The following is a 16,593-nucleotide window of genomic DNA, read 5'->3' on the forward strand; positions in this document are numbered from 1 at the left end:
CACGGCCGACCGGCCCACCACCGGCAGCACACGGGCGCCCGTCCCGCCGGTCACGACCGGCGGGACGGGCGCTTCGGCGTCTCAGTCCCGGCGGTACTGCGCCGGGGAGTTCCTCGTCGCCGGGTCCTCGTACGACCCCGCCCGCCCCCGGTCCACGTGGAACGTGGTCAGCGTCGAGACGCGGGACGCCGGGTCGCGTCGGTCGTCGACGACCCGCATGTGGGCGCTGAACCGCTCCGGGGTGACCTCGTACACGTCATAGCCGTAGCGGTCGCCCTCGAAGTACTTCAGATGCGGGTTGGCCGCGCCCATGACCGGCCCGTTCGCGGCGTTCCAGCTCGGCGCGTACGCCCCCGAGGTGACCGAGTGGGCCGTGAACTCCGTGCCGATGACCGGCGAGGTGACGTCGTCGAAGTCGGGCCGGATGTCGTCGACGAACGCCGAGTGCCAGTCGCCCGTGACGACGACGAGGTCCTCCATGCCCGAGTCGTGCACATGGCCGAGGACCTCCTTCCGTTCGGCGAGGAAGCCGTCCCACTGGTCGGTGAACATGTAGGAGCCGCCGGGGCTCCGCCGCAGCTGGCTGAGCATGATCGAGTTGGCCCAGACGTGCCAGGAGTCCGGGGCCCGGTCGACGGTCCCCTTCAGCCAGGACTTCTGACCGGCGCCCAGGATCGTGCCGTCGGCGAGGTTCTGCGCCGAGCGGTACGAGCGCAGGTCGAGCACCGTCAGCTCCAGCAGGTCCCCCCAGCGGCGCACCCGGTGGATTTCCGGGTCCGGCAGCCCGGCCGAGACGCCGGCGCCGCCGTCGCGGTGCGGCATGTTCTCGTACCAGGCCTGGTACGCGGCCGCCCGCCGCCGCATGAACGGCGCGCCTCCGCCCGTACCGGAGTAGTCGTTGACGACCTCGTGGTCGTCCCAGGTGAGGAACCAGGGGTGGGCCGCGTGCGCCTCGCGCAGGGAGGCGTCGCCCTTGTAGAGGGCGTGACGGCGGCGGTAGTCGGCGACCGTGAAGACCCCGGGGCCCTCGTGGTCGCGGACGTGGTCGGCCGGGACGCCGCCGACCTGCCCGTGTTCGTAGATGTAGTCGCCGAGGTGGACGACGAAGTCGACGTCCTCGCGGGCGATGCCCCGATGGGCGGCGTAGAACCCGTCGTGGAAGGCCTGGCAGTTGGCGGCGGCGAAGCGGACGGAGGAGACGCGGCCGACGGGCGCCGTCCGCGTGCGGCCGGTCCGGCTCCGCTTGCCCAGCGCCGTGAAGGCGTACCAGTAGCGGGTGCCCGGGCGGAGCCCCGGGACCGGGACGTGCACGCTGTGCCCGAGCGTCGCCGAGGCGGGCGCGGTGCCGCGCGCGACGACCTGCCGCAGCCGGGGGTCGGTGGCGACGACCCAGTCGACCTCGACGATCTCGGGCAGGCTCTGCTCGGCGGCCAGCGGCTCGGGGGCGAGCCGGGTCCACAGCAGCACGCTGTGCGGCTGCGGGTCGCCGGAGGCGACGCCGAGGGTGAAGGGCGCCGGGTCGTAGTCGGCGCCGAGCGCCCGGGCGGCCTCCAGGGCCTGCGCGGGCGAGAGCCCGGCGGCCAGCGGCCAGGCGAGGTTCAGGGCGCCGGCGGCCCCGGCCGCCTTGAGCAGATCGCGGCGGTTGAGCCTGGTCACGAGCGTCCCCCGGTGGCGTGCAAGGTGAGCGATATGGAGTCGGCGTAACCGTCGTTGGACGTCCCGCCGCCGCTGCGGGTGAAGACGAGCAGCACCCGCGCGGTGCGGGCGCCGGGCGGCACCGTGGCGGTAGCGGTGCGCTCCAGGAGCGCGGTACGGGAGAGCCGCTCGCCGGCCGTCACCGGGCCGAGCACGGACAGCGCGACCGGGGTCCCCTGGGCGTCCCGGAACTCCACGGACAGCCTGGCGCCGTCCTCCTGCGCCGCGTAGCCGCCCAGCCAGCCGGCGAGGGTGTAGCGCACGCTCCCCGTGTCGACGGCCCGGCGGCCCGTGGAGCCCCGCTCGGGCAGGGCGATGTCCTGCACGAGGGCGGTACGGGGGCTGTCGCCGCCGGAGAAGAACCTGCCTCCCCGGTCGGCGGGCCCGGGGTCCGCCGGTCCGGGATAGCCACCGCCCAGGGTGTACGCGACGAGCGCGGGCGCTCCCTCCCGCACCTCCCAGCCGGTCACGGCGGTGACCGGCCGGGCGGTCCCGCCGGGTCCGCTCTCCGCGTCGCCGTTGACTACGAGATTCACTCGACCTCCTCGATCGTGCGCCGTTCGCATGGCGCGTGTATCGCAGCAGTCGCCGGTGAACCGTCGTGGACGCCCCGGCGAACAGCGGTGCCGGGTGGCGCGGACAACTCGCGCGCGGCGAACCGCTACCCGCCCGCCCGCAGGCTCCGCGTCGGCGCGACGAGGCAGGCGGGGCAGCGGCACGGCGGATAGCGGAGAGCCGACTCGACCGGCACCTCTCCCCGCCGGGGTGTGAAGGTCCGCGTGGCGGACCAGGTCCGCCCGCCGTCGCGCGAGACGCGCAGCGTCATCACCACTCGCCGCCGTACCGCCGGCGCTTCTCGCGGAGCCAGTCCTGCATCTCGCGCGTCTCGCGGGGCGAGGCGGCCCGGAGGTCGTCGGCGCGGATCGTCGCCACGAAGTGCACGAATCGCACACGCCGGTGGACGCCGTCCACGCCGATGACCTTCCCGGGGCCGTAGACGTCGGTTCCGGTATGGGCGACGAAGTCGCCCGGACCGTGGGGGGTTTCCATTACGTGCTGAGCCCTTTCGCTCTGTGTGTTGTTCCGGTCACACAGTGGCGTGGATCACGTTACGCTCGACAGGGGTTCGCCCGTGACAACGCGACCAGCACGTCGGGGAGTTGGCCATGGCAATCGAGGACAATCCGGAGTCGCGCCGAAAATACGGTGAAGAGCTGAAACGCCGAAGGGAGTCGGCGGGCCTCACCCAGGAGCGCCTGAGTGAACTGACGATCATCTCGCGCACCCACCTGGCCCACATGGAGGCGGGCCGCCGTCGCCCGGACGTGGCGGACGCGAGACGCCTGGACCAGGTGCTGGACGCGGGGGGCTTCTTCGAGCGGTTCCTGCCGACGTTGGACGGGAAGAAGGTCGCGGAACACTTCGCGGAGGCGCTGGAGTTCGAGAGCCAGGCGATTGTGATCCGGGAGTACGCCCCGAAGCTCGTACCGGGCATCCTCCAGACCGGGGCCTATGCCAAGGAAGTCCTGAGTTCCGGTTCGACGCCGAAGAGCGACGAGGAGCGTGACAGGCTCCTCGTCACACGGCTGGAGCGAGCCGGGATACTGGAGAACTTCGACTCTCCGGTGGTGTGGGCCCTCTTGGACGAGGCCGTTCTGCGGCGGCACGTCGGCGGCCCGGTGGTGATGTGCGAGCAGCTTCGCCACATCGGGCGCTTAGGGGAGAACCGCCGCATCCGCGTACATGTGCTGCCATTCGCAGCTGGCTACCACGCGCTGATCGAAGGCGAGGTGAAGCTGATGTGGTTCGGGGATCAGCCGCCGATCGCGTATGTGGAAGGCCTCAAGTCCGGGCGGGTCTGGGAGGATCCGGCCGTGGTACGGGATTGCCAGGTGGCCTACGATCACGCTCTGGGCGACGCGCTGTCCCATCGCGAGTCGCTGGCTCTGATCAGGTCCGTCGCGGAGGAATACGAGCATGCAGCACGCACCGACCAGCATCCCTGACGCCTCGGTGATCCCGGGCTGGCGCAAGTCCTCGTACAGCGGCGGCGACAGCGGCGACTGCCTCGAGGTGAGCGACGCCTGGCGGAAGTCTTCCTACAGCGGCGGCAACAGCGGCGACTGCCTCGAAGTCAACGACGCCGCCTGCTCCGCCCACGTCCCCGTCCGTGACAGCAAGAACCCCACCGGCCCCGCCCTGGTCTTCAGCGCCACCGCCTGGGCGGCGTTCGTCGGCGGGGTGAAGGGCTAGGCGCCGAAGGGGGCCGAACCCCGCCACGCGAGGGCGTGGGCGGGGTCCGTACGCGTCGGGGGTGTCAGCGGTCGCGGCGCCGACTGCGCAGGGCGAGCAGCAGTGCGCCTCCGGTGAGGAGGAGGGCCGCGCCGAGGCCCGCGAGATTGGCCGTGGTGGTACCGCCGGTCGCGGCCAACTCAGGTGCCGCGAAGGGGGGCGCGTCCTGGCGGCACCGGGTGCCGACCGGTGGGAGGGTTCCGTCGACGAGGTAGCGGCTCGTCCGGGCGTCGACGCAAGTGCTCGGGTTGAACAGGGCCGTGTGCCCGACGGCGTCCTGGGTCAGCAGGCGGGCGTTGGCCAGCTCCTTCGTCATGGCCTGTGCGCCCGACAGGGGCGTGGCGGGGTCGTGGGTGTTCCCGACCACCAGGATGGGGTTCGCCGTCGGCGTGTTCCACGGGCCGCGGTAGCGGTCCTCGACGATCGCAGGCCAGGCTGCGCAGCCCGCGGAGGCCCAGACCCAGAAGCGCCCGGTGTCCCCCGCGCCGATGGCCGCGGCGTCCGCCAGCGTGCGGTAGGCGTCCGCGTCCCGGGGGTTGGGGCTGTCACCGCAGACGACCGCCGTGCTCTGCTCCTCGCCCAGGTACGGATTCGGTTGGGCGACCGGCGGCGGGGGCGGAGGCGGGGAGGGCTCGGGGACGCGGCCCTGCCACAGGTCCTGCAGCCTGCCGGCGAGCTGCGTGGCCCCGGGTTGGACGACGTAGAGGCTGCTCACCGTGTCCGCCACGGTTCCCGCGTAGGTCCACGTGCCCACCGGCTCCTTTCGAAGCCGCTCCAGCAGCCGCTCGTACTTGTCCCGGGTCGCCTGCGGGGTGCCGGCGGAGAACGCGCAGCGGGCCGTCGTGGTGGATCCGCACAAGGTGAGGAACCGGTCCACGGCGGCCGCGGCGCTCCGGCCCGAGCCCAGGCGCTGGAACGCCGTGGTTCGTGGGACCGCGTCGGAGGCGTTGTCCGTCCAGGCCCGCGGATCCCAGTTGGCGTCGAGGACCATGGCGCGGACCCGCTGGGGGAAGAGGTTCGCGTAGGTGGCGCCCAGGTAGGTGCCGTAGGAGATCCCGTAGTAGGTGAGCTGCTCGTCGCCCACCGCCCTGCGCAGCTGGTCGAGGTCGCGGGCGGTGTCGGCGGTCGACACGTGGCGCAGGAGCTCGGGGGCGCGCTGTTCGCAGCGCCGGCCCAGCTCCGCGTACGCGGAGCTGAACGCCGCTCGCTCCTTCTCCCCGACCGGGAAGCCCGCCGGTTTGCTCGCGTTCCACTCCGCGGCTTCCTCGGGGCTCCCGAAGCAGTTCACCGCGGTGCTGCTGCCGATGCCACGAGGATCCCAGCTGACGATGTCGAACCGCTCCCGCACCTCGCGCGGGAAGGACTCGTAGTTCTGTGGCATCTGGACCGTTCCGGGCCCGCCGGGCCCGCCGGGATTGAAGAACAGGGTGCCGATCCGCGGGCCGGGGCCGGTCGCCTTCCGTTTGACCACGGCCAGCTCGATGCCGCGGCCGCCCGGGTCGTCGTAGTCCAGAGGAACCCTCACGGCCGCACAGTCGAACGGGCTGCCCTCCGTGCAGGGTTTCCAGTTCGGCTCCGGGGCGGGTAGCGACGGGGTGGGAGCCCCGCCGGCCACGGCCGGGCCCTGGCCGGCCCAGGCGGCCGAGCAGGTCACCAGCGCGGCGACGACGGCGACGTAACCTCGGCGGCGCGCTGCCGCTCCTGGTATGGGCATGGGTTGTCCCGCCTTTCCGGACGCGGGCCCGCCGCCCGGCGCTCGGGGACGTCGGCACGCATCCAGGTCCACGGCACCGCACCCCGGGAACCCGCACGAGTCGGCTGCGGCTGGATGGCCGAACCGGCCGTCTCGTCCCGTCCGGAGGCGAGGCCGCGGACACCCTCCTAGGGGGTGTGGTGCGGGCCGTCGAGGAAGCGGAGCAGGACCTCCGCCTCCGCGCGGAGCCGTGCCGCCCGGTCGGCGTGGGCGGGGGCGGTCAACTGCTCGGCGGCGTCCAGGCGCTCGGCGGCCTCGGCGCGTACGACGTCCAGCACCGCGCGCTCGGTCAGCTCGCGGCGCACGGCCTCGGTGGCGCCGACGCCGGCGGGGGACGCCTCCAGGGCCGTGCCACGGAGCCGGTCCTCGGACAGCGGCACCGCCTCGGCGTTGTCCAGCGCGGCGAGCGTGGAGCGCAGGGCGCTCACGGCGGCCTTGTCGCGGGCGCGCATCGCTTCCGGCAGGGCTTGACGCATACGGAGACGCAGAGACATGCCGGTGACCCTAGGCCGGTCCCCGGGACCCCACAACGCGATATCGCCCGCGGGGCCGGGCACGCCCTAGTTCAGCAGGGCCCTGGCCGCCTGGGCGCGGTGGCGGATCGAGGCGGCCGCGCTCGGTTCGACCGCGTCCACGATCGTCGCGTACGCCTCCATCTCCGCCGCGCCCGCCTGGAACTCGCCCCGCTGCACCAGCAGCTCCGCGTGTTCGTAACGCAGGCGCGCCGGGTGCGAGGGGAGCAGCAGGGAGAGCTCCACCGCCCAGAGGGCGACCTCCGAACGTTCCGGCCGGGGGGAGGCCCAGGCGCGGATGTTGTTCAGGATGCGCTGGACGATCTCCAGCGAGTCCGCGGGGCGCAGCATCGACGGTTCCAGGGGCGCGCCCGTGGCGCCCGCGACCAGCAGTTCCGCGTCGACTCCGGTCATCGCACGGCCCCCGGCGAATGGATCCGCGAAGACCTGCTCGGCCGGGTCGCCGAAGCCCACGACGAAGTGACCCGGCAGGCCGAGGCCGTACACCGGCGCCCCCGCCCGGCGGGCGACCTCCATCCACACCACGGAGAGGAGGATCGGCAGGCCCCGGCGGCGGCGCAGGACCTCGTGCAGCAGGGAGGAGTCCAGTCGCTGGTAGTCGGCCGGGACGCCCTGGAAGCCGCACTCGCGGCCCAGGAGCTCCTCCAGGGCCGCGACCCAGGCGTCGGCGCCGGCGCCGCGCGTGCGGTACGGCAGGAGACCGGCCAGGCGGTCCAGTTCGATCTCGGCGGAGTCCAGGTCGTGCCGGGTCACCGCCGGGTCCGCCTCCGCGCCGATCAGCAGACAGAGCCGCGCCAGATCCGGCCGTCGCGCCCGGGCCTCCTGCGCGAACTCCCGCCGCCAGTCGGTCACGTCGCTCACGCCTCCGCCGCTCGGTAGTGGTGGTAGTGGTGGTGGACCGCGAAGCCCATGCCTTCGTACAGTGCCCGGCCGCCGGCGTTGTCCGCCTCCACTTGGAGCCAGGCCGCCGACGCGCCCTCGTCCAGCGCCTTCCGGGCGAGCGCCGTCATGACGGACGTGGCAAGGCCCCGGCGCCGCTGCGCGGGGTCGACCTCCACGGCCATGAACCCGGCCCAGCGGCCGTCGACCACACACCGTCCGATCGCCGCCGGTATGTCTCCCGTGCCCGGTATGGAGGCGAACCACACACGGGGGCCGCTCTCCAGGACCGTGAGCACATGGGGGCCGGGCACACCGAACCGCTGGTAGCGGTGGAGCCAGAAGGGGTCCAGGGAGCGGGAGAGCGCGACGGGGGAGACGTCCGCGTCGAGGTCGGCGACCGGCGCCAGGCCCCCGGTCCGTACCTCGGCCGAGACCTCCCGGCGCCAGCCGCGCTCCTCCAGCTCCGCGCAGAGCAGCTCCTGCGTCCCCTCGGCGCCGGTGGCCGTCTGGACGTAGGCCGGGAGCTCCCGCGCCGCGTACCACGCACGGACGCGCGCGAGGGCGGAGTCGAGGGGCAGGCCGGGCTCGCCGAGCGGCAGCACCGAGTTCGCCCGCCGGGTGAATCCGGCGGCCGCCCGCAGCGTCCACTCGCCGAGCCGCTCGCTCTCCACCGGCTCCCAGGCGCGCGCCGTGACCCGGGCCAGCTCCTCGAAGGAGGTCGCCGGGCCCCGCCTGCGGGCCGGCGCGGCGGGCACCACCTTGCCCGCGACCAGCGCGGATTCCGCGATCCGGACGCTCTGGCCGGTCCGTCGTGTGATCAGCACCACACCCGCGTCCCATGATGTGAGCACGCCGACCGCGTCGGTGAACCGCGCGCCGGGACCGCCCGAGTCCGTCACGTACCGAACTGAGACACGTTTCCCCACGTCAGCGTGAGTGATACGCACCTCAAGGCGCCCTCCGGCGGTGAATTCCACGGCTTCTCCGGCCCTCCTGTTCGGATCGTCCCCAAGAACGGAGATACTAGGTGCGGGCATCGACGACGCCGCGCTCCCGCGCAGACCAGCCCTACCGAGGAGGAACGACAGCGTGACCTACGTCATCGCGCAGCCTTGTGTCGACGTCAAGGACAAGGCATGCATCGAGGAGTGCCCCGTCGACTGCATCTACGAGGGCTCCCGGTCCTTGTACATCCACCCGGACGAATGCGTCGACTGTGGTGCTTGTGAGCCGGTCTGCCCGGTCGAGGCCATCTTCTACGAGGACGACACCCCGGAGGAGTGGAAGGACTACTACAAGGCGAACGTCGAGTTCTTCGACGAGCTCGGCTCGCCCGGTGGTGCCTCCAAGCTCGGCCTGATCGAGCGTGACCACCCCTTCATCGCCGCTCTGCCGCCGCAGAACGGCTGATCGAACCGCCCTCGGTCCCGTACGGCCTCGCCCGCTGTACGGGACCGACGCGTTCTCCGTACGTACGAGGAAGTGAGCCATCTCGTGAGCGCAGTCTCGGGCGCCGTCTCATCGCGCCTGCCGGTCTTCCCCTGGGACAAGCTGGAGCCGTACAAGAAGACGGCGGCGGCCCACCCGGACGGCATCGTGGACCTGTCCGTGGGCACGCCGGTCGACCCGGTGCCGGAGCTGATCCGGCGGGCGCTGGTCGCGGCGGCCGACTCCCCGGGCTATCCCACGGTGTGGGGGACCACCGAGCTGCGGGACGCGCTGACCGGCTGGTGCGAGCGGCGCCTCGGCGCGGTCGGCTTCGGCCACCGCAACGTGCTGCCGGTCGTCGGCTCCAAGGAGCTGGTGGCCTGGCTGCCCACCCAGCTCGGCCTCGGCGCCGGGGACCGGGTCGCCTACCCGCGCCTGGCCTACCCGACGTACGAGGTCGGCGCACGGCTCTGCGGGGCCGAGGCGGTCGTGTACGACGACCCGACGGAGCTCGACCCCGCCGGTCTGAAGCTGCTGTGGCTCAACTCGCCGTCCAACCCCACCGGCAAGGTCCTCGGCAAGGACGAACTGACCCGGATCGTGGCCTGGGCGCGGGAGCACGGCGTCCTCGTCTTCTCCGACGAGTGCTATCTGGAGCTGGGCTGGGAGGCCGACCCGGTCTCCGTCCTGCACCCGGACGTCTGCGGCGGTACGTACGAGGGCGTCGTCGCCGTCCACTCGCTCTCCAAGCGCTCCAACCTGGCCGGCTACCGCGCCGCGTTCATCGCGGGCGACGCGGCCGTCCTCGGCGAGCTGCTGCAGATCCGCAAGCACGGCGGCATGATGACGGCCGCCCCCGTGCAGGCCGCCACGGTCGCCGCGCTCGGCGACGACGCGCACGTGGCCGAGCAGCGGGAGCGGTACGCCGCCCGGCGCACGGCGCTGCGGACGGCGCTGGAGGCGCACGGCTTCCGGATCGAGCACAGCGAGGCGAGCCTCTACCTGTGGGCGACCCGGGACGAGCCCTGCTGGGAGACGGTGGCGTACCTCGCCGAGAAGGGCGTCCTGGTCGCGCCCGGCGACTTCTACGGCGCGGCGGGGGAGCGGTTCGTCCGGGTGGCGTTCACCGCCACCGACGAGCGCGTCGAGGCGGCGGTCAAGCGCCTCGGCTGACGGCCGGCACGCACGACGAGGGGCCCCGGGGAGCAGCGCTCCCCGGGGCCCCTCGTCGTGCGCCCGTGGGCGCGGGCGGTCAGCCGCCGAGCGGCAGGCCGCCCAGGGACGGCACGCCCTGGGTCGGCAGGGTCTCGCCGAGGGCGCCCGTGGACGGGGCGCTGTCGGTGGCCGAGCCGGCGGTCTCGCCGAGGATCTCGCCCGCGCTGCCCGCGGTGTCGCCCGCGGCCTTCTGCGCGGCCGGGGTGGCGGTCTTGCCGGCCGTGCCGACGGTCTTGCCGGCGGCCGGGACGGCCTTGCCGACGGCCTTGCTGCCGGTGTCACCGGCGACACCGGTGGCGGTCTGCGAGGCCCCGTCCACGGCGTTGCCGACTCCGGCGCCGTCGAGCGAGCTGATGCCGGAGAGCGCGCCGGTCGGCGCGAGGCTCTGGTCCACGGCGCTCGCGGAGCCGGCCGCACCGACCACGGGGGCTGCTCCGGCCGCGACGATGAGGGCGGCGCGGGCGATCCGACGGGTCAGGGGGAGGGACATGGTGCTCCTTCGACGGAGAGGACATTGCGGTGTCCGGCGTTCGGACGCAGTGACAACCGCCCGGGGGGAGGGAGAGGTTGCGGCGGCCGAAGGTAAAGAATTGGCAATGCGTCGTATTGTCGGGTGGGGAGGAAAACGGGCGAACACGTCATTGCGTCAAACGCTGCCGAACCGTCACTTCCCTTGTCCCGCAAGGTCATTGCCGTGACATGAAAGGACGCGCCAAGGCCCGCGCGGCGACCGGTGAATGACCCGGTGCCCGTTCCCCGTATCCGCCACGGACGAGTGAATTCCCGTACGGATGACCGGCTACTGTGCGAGGCGAATTCGGACGCTGCCGAATACGGAATCCGTCCCGGAGGCGGCCTCGGCACCACCGGAGGGGGCATCGCCCGTCTTCGACCAGCCGCCCAGGGCCTCGCCCGCGCGCCACACCTTGCCCGCGTACGCGACCTCCACCACGCGCAGCCCGTCCGCCCGCGCCACCGCCCAGTGGGCCAGCTCCCAGCCGCGCCGCTCCCGCGAACCGGCCGCCGCCCGCACCGGCACCGCCAGCTCCGCAGGACCGGCACCCGCCCGCGCGCCCGCGCTCCCCGCGCCGCCCAGACCCGCCTCCGGCAACGCCTTCTCACCGAAGTCCCGCACCAGCTCGGCACGCACCTTCACCGGATCGCCCGGCAGCCCGTCGCGCGCCGGACCCGTCGTACAGCTCAGCGCCGCGGCCGAACGGCCCGTCAGTGCGGCCGCCAGCAGCGCCGCGTCCGGCTCGTGCTTCGCGTACGCCTGCGGGAAACCGCTGCGCTGCACCTTCTGCGCCGCCACGGTCAGCGGCAGCCGCGAGTACCCCGGGACCTTCTCCAGGCCCTCGTAGAACTTCCCCGAGGAGTACACCGGGTCCAGGATCTGTTCGGCGGTCCCCCAGCCCTGCGAGGGACGCTGCTGGAAGAGACCGAGCGAATCGCGGTCGCCGTGCGCGATGTTCCGCAGCGCCGACTCCTGCAAGGCCGTCGCCAGGGCGATCGTGACCGCCCGCTCCGGCATCCCGCGGGTCGTGCCGACCGCCGAGATCGTGGCGGCGTTCGCCGCCTGCTCCGGCGTGAACTCGTACGTGTTCTCGCCCGTGCCCACACTGCACCGCGCGGGGCCGCCGCCCCCGATGACGTAGTGCACGGCCACATAGGCGACCACGGCCAGCAGCACGGCGAAGCCGGCCGTGGCCCTGGCGACGCGGCCACGACGGCGAGAGGTGCGGTTTCGGCCGGGGAAGGAGGCGGACTCGGACACGAGGCCCACCGTACTGGAGGCCGGGTTAGGGTCGGCACATGGCTGACAACGCTCCCCTCGACCTCACGCTGGACGGGCCGGCGCTCACCGCCGCACTCGTCGACTTCCCCTCGGTCAGCGGGACCGAGAAGCCGCTCGCCGACGCGATCGAGCAGGCCCTGCGCACCCTGCCCCACCTCACCGTCGACCGGCACGGGAACAACATCGTGGCGCGCACCCGCCTGGGCCGCGCCGAGCGGGTCGTCCTCGCCGGCCACATCGACACCGTCCCGATCGCCGACAACGTGCCCTCGCGCCTCGACGAGGACGGCATCCTGTGGGGCTGCGGAACCTCCGACATGAAGTCCGGCGTCGCCGTCCAGCTCCGCATCGCCGCCACCGTCCCCGCGCCCAACCGCGACCTCACCTTCGTCTTCTACGACAACGAAGAGGTCGCCGCCCACCTCAACGGCCTCGGGAAGGTCGCCGAGGCCCACCCGGACTGGCTGGAGGGCGACTTCGCCGTCCTGCTGGAACCCTCCGACGGCCAGGTCGAGGGCGGCTGCCAGGGCACCCTCCGGGTCCACCTGCGCACCGAAGGCGAGCGCGCCCACTCCGCGCGCTCCTGGATGGGCTCCAACGCCATCCACGCCGCCGCCCCGATCCTCGCCCGCCTCGCCGCCTACGAGCCGCGCAAGCCGGTCATCGACGGCCTGGAGTACCACGAGGGGCTCAACGCCGTCGGCATCGAGGGCGGCGTCGCCACCAACGTCATCCCCGACGCCTGCACCGTCGTCGTCAACTACCGCTACGCCCCCGACCGCTCCCCGGCCGAGGCGCTGCTCCACGTCCGCGAGGTCTTCGCCGACTGCGGCGTCGCCGAGATCGTCGTCGACGACGAGAGCGGCGGCGCCCTGCCCGGCCTCTCCCACCCGGCCGCGGCCGCCTTCATGGAGGCCGTCGGCGGCACCGCCCAGCCCAAGTTCGGCTGGACGGACGTCTCCCGCTTCAGCGCCCTCGGCGTGCCCGCGGTCAACTACGGCCCCGGTAACCCTCTGTACGCGCACAAGCGCGACGAGCACGTGATCGTCGAGCGGATCCGGCACTGCGAGACACGCCTCCGCGACTGGCTCACTGACGGACAGGCGTAATTTCGCTTTTTGTCACGTCTGGGGACCTACCCTGACCGAACCAGAAGATCAGTGGATCGGTGGAGGGAGCAGGCCATGGGTGTCCCCGAGGGAGCGTGGAAGCCGGAGGAGCAGCGACAGGGGCCGGTGCTGCGGCGCCGGGACCAGGTCCAGTCCGGCACCACGGATCAGCGTCTGCTGGACACCGAGGGTGACTCGGAATGGGTGCACACCGACCCCTGGCGGGTCATGCGCATCCAGTCCGAGTTCGTCGAGGGCTTCGGCGCGCTTGCCGAACTGCCCAACGCGATCAGCGTCTTCGGCTCGGCCAGAACGCGCCCCGACTCGCCCGAGTACGAGGCGGGCGTCCGCCTCGGCCGCGCCCTGGTCGACGCCGGCTTCGCGGTGATCACCGGCGGCGGCCCGGGCGCCATGGAGGCGGCCAACAAGGGGGCGCGGGAGGCCAAGGGCATCTCGGTCGGCCTCGGCATCGAGCTGCCCTTCGAGCAGGGGCTCAACCCGCACGTCGACATCGGCGTGAACTTCCGGTACTTCTTCGTCCGCAAGACGATGTTCGTGAAGTACGCGCAAGGGTTCGTGGTGCTGCCGGGCGGACTGGGGACCCTGGACGAGCTGTTCGAGGCGCTGACCCTCGTCCAGACCCGGAAGGTGACCCGCTTCCCGATCGTGCTCTTCGGCACGGAGTACTGGAAGGGGCTCGTCGACTGGCTCCGCGACACGGTGGTGGCGGGCGGCAAGGCGTCGGAACGCGACCTGCTGCTCTTCCACGTCACGGACGACGTGCACGAGGCTGTGGAGCTGGTGTCGAAGGAGACCGGGCGCTGACCGCCCCCCGAGGCCGGGTGGAAGGCCGGGCGCCGGCCGTCCGGCGCTGAGGACGAGCGGAAGGGCCGGGCTCCCGCCGAGGGGGCCCGGCCCTTCCCCGTGGACGGGGGCGGGCGTCAGGCGAGCCCGCGGCGGGCCACCGCCGGGGGACGGTGACCGGCGATCGACGCCACCATGTCCAGCACCTGCCGGGTCTCGGCCACCTCGTGCACGCGGTAGACCCGGGCCCCGAGCCACGCCGAGACCGCCGTCGTCGCCAGCGTCCCCAGCAGCCGCTCCTTGACCGGCCGGTCGAGCGTCTCGCCGACGAAGTCCTTGTTGGACAGGGACACCAGCACCGGCCACCCCGTCTCCGCCATCTCGCCGAGCCGCCGGGTCGCCTCCAGGCTGTGCCGGGTGTTCTTCCCGAAGTCGTGACCCGGGTCGATCATGATGCCGTCCCGCCGCACCCCCAGGGCGGCCGCCCGCTCGGCCAGACCCACGGTCACCCGCAGGATGTCCGCCATCACGTCCTCGTACGCGATCCGGTGCGGGCGCGTCCGCGGCTCCGCGCCGCCCGCGTGGGTGCAGACGAGCCCGGCGCCGTACCGGGCGGCCACCTCCGCGAGGCCCGGGTCGACCCCGCCCCACGCGTCGTTCAGGACGTCCGCGCCCGCCTGGCACACCGCCTCGCCGACATCGGCGCGCCAGGTGTCGACGCTGATCACCACGTCCGGATGCCGGCGCCGTACCTCCGCCACGAAACCGACCGTACGGCGCGCCTCCTCGTCGGCCGACACCTCCTCGCCGGGGCCGGCCTTGACCCCGCCGATGTCGACGATGGCGGCGCCCTCGGCCACAGCCTGCTCGACGCGGGCGAGGGCCGGCTCGTCGCGGAAGGTGGCGCCCTGGTCGTAGAAGGAGTCCGGGGTCCGATTGACGATCGCCATGATCACCGGCTCGTGCGGCCCGAATTCACGCCGTCCCAAGCGCAGCATCCCTTTTGTCCTCCCTCGCATCCGTTCGCCTGCGACCCTAACCGTCGGTGGCGCATGGCACGATCGGCACGGGACGTTTTCCACCTCCGGAGAGGCGCGCGCTGGTGTTCTGGTTTTTGCTGATCGCGATGGTCGTGGTCGTCGCCGCGGTCACTCTCGCGGTGGTCGGCGGCGGCGACAGCGAGGTGCTGCCCGAGGTGGCGCCGGAGCAGCCGGTGGACCCCCTGCCGGCGACCCGTCCCGTCGGCCGCGCCGACATCGAGGCGCTCCGCCTCCCGGTCACGGCCCGCGGCTACCGCATGGCGGACGTGGACGACGTCCTCGGCCGCCTGGGCGCCGAGCTCGCGGAGCGGGACGCCCGCATCGCGGAGCTGGAGGCCGAGCTGGCCGACGCGGCCCGCCCCGGGCACGGAGAGGCGCCGTGACCGGCGAGGCGGTCCCCGGCCCCGACGGGCGGCCGCGGTGCCCGTGGGGGCTCTCCACCCCCGACTACGTCGCGTACCACGACGAGGAGTGGGGGCGGCCGGTCCACGGTGACGATGCCCTCTTCGAACGGCTCTGCCTGGAGGCCTTCCAGTCGGGGCTCTCCTGGATCACGATCCTGCGCCGCCGCGAGGGGTTCCGGCGCGCCTTCGCCGGCTTCGGTATCGCCGCGGTGGCCGAGTTCGGCGAGGCGGACCGCGAGCGGCTCCTCGCGGACGAGGGGATCATCCGCAACCGCGCCAAGGTCGACGCGACCCTCGCCAACGCGAAGGTGCTCGCCGGGTGGGAGCCCGGCGAGCTGGACACGCTGATCTGGTCGTACGCCCCGGACCCGAAGACGCGCACGGCCCCGCTCACGACGGCGGACGTGCCGGCCGTCACCGACGAGTCCACCGCCCTGGCCAAGGCCCTCAAGAAGCGCGGCCTGCGCTTCATCGGCCCGACGACCGCCTACGCCCTGATGCAGGCCTGCGGCCTGGTCGACGACCACCTGAAGGACTGCGTCGCCCGCCGGGACGGGTGACGCCCCCCGGGGGTGTCCTGCCGACCCTGCCAGGGTCGCGGCGTGATCGACAGGACACGGCCTAGCGGCCGAGGTACTTCGGGCGTTCCTTCGCGATGAACGCCTGGACCGCGATCGTGTGGTCCTCCGACGCGCCCGCCTTCGTCTGGAGTTCGTCCTCCTTCTCCAGCGCCTCGGCCAGCGAGTGGTCCGCGCCGTACGCCAGGGACTCCTTCAGCGCCGCGTACGCCACCGTCGGGCCCTCCGCCAGCGTCCTGGCGACCTTGGCGGCCTCCTCGGCCAGGGACTCCGCGGGGACCAGCTTGTTCACGATGCCCAGGTCGTAGGCCTCGCGGGCGTCGATGGAGCGGGGGAAGAGCATCAGGTCCGCCGCCCGGCTCGCGCCGATCAGCCGGGGCAGCGTCCACGACATCCCGGAGTCGGCCGTCAACGCCACGCCCGCGAAGGAGGTGTTGAACGCCGCCGTCTCCGCGACCACCCGGTAGTCCGCCGCCAGCGCGAAGCCGAAACCGGCCCCCGCCGCGACGCCGTTCACGCCCGCCACCACCGGCTTCCGCATGCCGGTCAGGGCCCGCACGATGGGGTTGTAGTGGTCCCGCACGGTGTTCATGGTGGCCTGCGTCCCGGACTCCTTGTCCGACATCAGCAGGCCCACGTGCTCCTTCAGGTCCTGGCCCACGCAGAACGCCCGGTCCCCGGCCGCCGTCAGCAGCACCGCCCGTACGGCCGGGTCCGCCGCGGCCGTCTCCACCGCCTCCCGCAGCGCGACCTTCGCCTCGACGTTCATCGCGTTCATGGCCTCGGGCCGGTTGAGCGTGATCGTGGCGAGCCCGTCGCTCACTTCGTACAGCACGGTGTCGGCCATCACGGCTTCCCTTCGCGTCTTCGCGTCCTTGACCCTCCCCGGACTTCGTCGGGAGGACCCCCAGCATGACGGAGATCACCCACCCCGCACATGTGACCTGCGTCAAAGACATGAGGGGAAGCAGCGGCGAAGTATCGCAGGCCGATCGCCGAAATAGGTGGTTTTGAGAGAGCGCGTTGCACAAGCGATGCATCCCGATGTTGGTCATCGGGTCCTGT

The 16,593-nt window shown here is 72.9% G+C and carries 19 protein-coding genes; 8 read left to right on the top strand and 11 right to left on the bottom strand.

Annotation, left to right across the window (positions count from 1 at the left end):
• Window positions 1–81: 81 nt before the first annotated feature.
• The 3 genes from ACZ6RC_RS09140 to ACZ6RC_RS09150 all read right to left on the bottom strand — a co-directional run bounded on the left by ACZ6RC_RS09140 (window position 82) and on the right by ACZ6RC_RS09150 (window position 2,745).
• The gene (locus tag ACZ6RC_RS09140; RefSeq protein ID WP_469580305.1) at window positions 82–1,656 is read right to left on the bottom strand and encodes an alkaline phosphatase D family protein; all 1,575 of its coding nucleotides are present in this window, start codon (window positions 1,654–1,656) and stop codon (window positions 82–84) included.
• Window positions 1,653–2,231, bottom strand: coding sequence for a phosphoesterase (locus ACZ6RC_RS09145; RefSeq protein ID WP_391139388.1), 579 nt, complete (start codon window positions 2,229–2,231; stop codon window positions 1,653–1,655). The genes ACZ6RC_RS09140 and ACZ6RC_RS09145 overlap by 4 nt, the downstream gene beginning before the upstream one ends.
• 289 nt (window positions 2,232–2,520) lie before the next feature.
• Window positions 2,521–2,745 (bottom strand): hypothetical protein, encoded by a 225-nt coding sequence (locus tag ACZ6RC_RS09150; RefSeq protein ID WP_391139387.1) that lies wholly within the window; start codon window positions 2,743–2,745, stop codon window positions 2,521–2,523.
• A gap of 116 nt (window positions 2,746–2,861) precedes the next feature.
• Between ACZ6RC_RS09150 and ACZ6RC_RS09155 the strand changes: the two genes are divergently transcribed.
• Window positions 2,862–3,701, top strand: a complete 840-nt coding sequence (locus ACZ6RC_RS09155; RefSeq protein ID WP_469580309.1) for a helix-turn-helix domain-containing protein — start codon at window positions 2,862–2,864, stop codon at window positions 3,699–3,701.
• Window positions 3,673–3,948: a DUF397 domain-containing protein gene (locus ACZ6RC_RS09160; protein ID WP_469580312.1), complete on the top strand. Its 276-nt coding sequence runs from the start codon at window positions 3,673–3,675 to the stop codon at window positions 3,946–3,948. The genes ACZ6RC_RS09155 and ACZ6RC_RS09160 overlap by 29 nt, the downstream gene beginning before the upstream one ends.
• A 64-nt stretch (window positions 3,949–4,012) precedes the next feature.
• Here the strand turns inward: ACZ6RC_RS09160 and ACZ6RC_RS09165 are convergent, their stop codons facing one another.
• From ACZ6RC_RS09165 to ACZ6RC_RS09180, 4 genes are all read right to left on the bottom strand, one after another.
• Window positions 4,013–5,701 carry an alpha/beta hydrolase gene (locus ACZ6RC_RS09165; protein ID WP_469580315.1) on the bottom strand — a complete coding sequence of 563 codons (1,689 nt, stop codon included), beginning with the start codon at window positions 5,699–5,701 and terminating at the stop codon, window positions 4,013–4,015.
• Between the two features lie 167 nt (window positions 5,702–5,868).
• Window positions 5,869–6,192: a GatB/YqeY domain-containing protein gene (locus tag ACZ6RC_RS09170; RefSeq protein WP_391139677.1), complete on the bottom strand. Its 324-nt coding sequence runs from the start codon at window positions 6,190–6,192 to the stop codon at window positions 5,869–5,871.
• A gap of 108 nt (window positions 6,193–6,300) precedes the next feature.
• A complete protein-coding gene (locus tag ACZ6RC_RS09175) occupies window positions 6,301–7,134 on the bottom strand; it encodes a transglutaminase family protein (RefSeq protein ID WP_469580318.1) in 834 nt (277 codons plus the stop codon).
• Entirely contained in the window at window positions 7,131–8,132 is a 1,002-nt protein-coding gene (locus ACZ6RC_RS09180) for a GNAT family N-acetyltransferase (protein WP_469580322.1), read from the bottom strand. The genes ACZ6RC_RS09175 and ACZ6RC_RS09180 overlap by 4 nt, the downstream gene beginning before the upstream one ends.
• Window positions 8,133–8,244: 112 nt before the next feature.
• Here ACZ6RC_RS09180 and fdxA point away from each other — a divergent pair, with 112 nt between their 5' ends.
• Both fdxA and ACZ6RC_RS09190 read left to right on the top strand, forming a co-directional pair.
• Window positions 8,245–8,565, top strand: coding sequence for a ferredoxin (gene fdxA / locus ACZ6RC_RS09185; RefSeq protein ID WP_003985062.1), 321 nt, complete (start codon window positions 8,245–8,247; stop codon window positions 8,563–8,565).
• An 84-nt stretch (window positions 8,566–8,649) separates the two neighbouring features.
• The gene (locus tag ACZ6RC_RS09190; RefSeq protein WP_391139381.1) at window positions 8,650–9,756 is read left to right on the top strand and encodes a bifunctional succinyldiaminopimelate transaminase/glutamate-prephenate aminotransferase; all 1,107 of its coding nucleotides are present in this window, start codon (window positions 8,650–8,652) and stop codon (window positions 9,754–9,756) included.
• 79 nt (window positions 9,757–9,835) lie between these two features.
• Here ACZ6RC_RS09190 and ACZ6RC_RS09195 read toward each other — a convergent pair whose 3' ends face one another.
• Window positions 9,836–10,288, bottom strand: coding sequence for an ATP-binding protein (locus ACZ6RC_RS09195; protein WP_453613515.1), 453 nt, complete (start codon window positions 10,286–10,288; stop codon window positions 9,836–9,838).
• 309 nt (window positions 10,289–10,597) lie between these two features.
• Window positions 10,598–11,581: a hypothetical protein gene (locus ACZ6RC_RS09200; protein ID WP_453613518.1), complete on the bottom strand. Its 984-nt coding sequence runs from the start codon at window positions 11,579–11,581 to the stop codon at window positions 10,598–10,600.
• 29 nt (window positions 11,582–11,610) lie between these two features.
• Here ACZ6RC_RS09200 and dapE point away from each other — a divergent pair, with 29 nt between their 5' ends.
• Window positions 11,611–12,702, top strand: coding sequence for a succinyl-diaminopimelate desuccinylase (gene dapE / locus ACZ6RC_RS09205; protein WP_391139378.1), 1,092 nt, complete (start codon window positions 11,611–11,613; stop codon window positions 12,700–12,702).
• A gap of 75 nt (window positions 12,703–12,777) precedes the next feature.
• Window positions 12,778–13,527: an LOG family protein gene (locus tag ACZ6RC_RS09210; RefSeq protein ID WP_391139377.1), complete on the top strand. Its 750-nt coding sequence runs from the start codon at window positions 12,778–12,780 to the stop codon at window positions 13,525–13,527.
• 116 nt (window positions 13,528–13,643) lie between these two features.
• On the opposite strand, the gene folP is transcribed toward ACZ6RC_RS09210, so the two are convergent.
• On the bottom strand, window positions 13,644–14,504 hold the full coding sequence (gene folP, locus ACZ6RC_RS09215) for a dihydropteroate synthase (protein ID WP_391139376.1): 861 nt from the start codon (window positions 14,502–14,504) through the stop codon (window positions 13,644–13,646).
• Window positions 14,505–14,608: 104 nt separating this feature from the next.
• Here folP and ACZ6RC_RS09220 point away from each other — a divergent pair, with 104 nt between their 5' ends.
• Entirely contained in the window at window positions 14,609–14,929 is a 321-nt protein-coding gene (locus ACZ6RC_RS09220; protein WP_469580329.1) for a DivIVA domain-containing protein, read from the top strand.
• Window positions 14,926–15,510: a DNA-3-methyladenine glycosylase I gene (locus tag ACZ6RC_RS09225; RefSeq protein ID WP_469580331.1), complete on the top strand. Its 585-nt coding sequence runs from the start codon at window positions 14,926–14,928 to the stop codon at window positions 15,508–15,510. The genes ACZ6RC_RS09220 and ACZ6RC_RS09225 overlap by 4 nt, the downstream gene beginning before the upstream one ends.
• 61 nt (window positions 15,511–15,571) lie before the next feature.
• Here ACZ6RC_RS09225 and chcB read toward each other — a convergent pair whose 3' ends face one another.
• A complete protein-coding gene (gene chcB, locus ACZ6RC_RS09230) occupies window positions 15,572–16,375 on the bottom strand; it encodes a 2-cyclohexenylcarbonyl CoA isomerase (RefSeq protein ID WP_391139373.1) in 804 nt (267 codons plus the stop codon).
• Between the last annotated feature and the right edge of the window lie 218 nt (window positions 16,376–16,593).

It is taken from the genome of Streptomyces sp. NPDC048353, from assembly GCF_055587165.1.

Bases quoted from the DNA above. Each gene is read 5' to 3' on its own strand.
- dapE (WP_391139378.1), top strand. From the start codon at position 11,611: ATGGCTGACAACGCTCCCCTCGACCTCACGCTGGACGGGCCGGCGCTC.
- ACZ6RC_RS09195 (WP_453613515.1), bottom strand. From the start codon at position 10,288: ATGTCCCTCCCCCTGACCCGTCGGATCGCCCGCGCCGCCCTCATCGTC.
- ACZ6RC_RS09210 (WP_391139377.1), top strand. From the start codon at position 12,778: ATGGGTGTCCCCGAGGGAGCGTGGAAGCCGGAGGAGCAGCGACAGGGG.
- folP (WP_391139376.1), bottom strand. From the start codon at position 14,504: ATGCTGCGCTTGGGACGGCGTGAATTCGGGCCGCACGAGCCGGTGATC.
- chcB (WP_391139373.1), bottom strand. From the start codon at position 16,375: ATGGCCGACACCGTGCTGTACGAAGTGAGCGACGGGCTCGCCACGATC.
- ACZ6RC_RS09170 (WP_391139677.1), bottom strand. From the start codon at position 6,192: ATGCGCGCCCGCGACAAGGCCGCCGTGAGCGCCCTGCGCTCCACGCTC.
- ACZ6RC_RS09155 (WP_469580309.1), top strand. From the start codon at position 2,862: ATGGCAATCGAGGACAATCCGGAGTCGCGCCGAAAATACGGTGAAGAG.
- ACZ6RC_RS09150 (WP_391139387.1), bottom strand. From the start codon at position 2,745: ATGGAAACCCCCCACGGTCCGGGCGACTTCGTCGCCCATACCGGAACC.
- ACZ6RC_RS09160 (WP_469580312.1), top strand. From the start codon at position 3,673: ATGCAGCACGCACCGACCAGCATCCCTGACGCCTCGGTGATCCCGGGC.
- ACZ6RC_RS09165 (WP_469580315.1), bottom strand. From the start codon at position 5,701: ATGCCCATACCAGGAGCGGCAGCGCGCCGCCGAGGTTACGTCGCCGTC.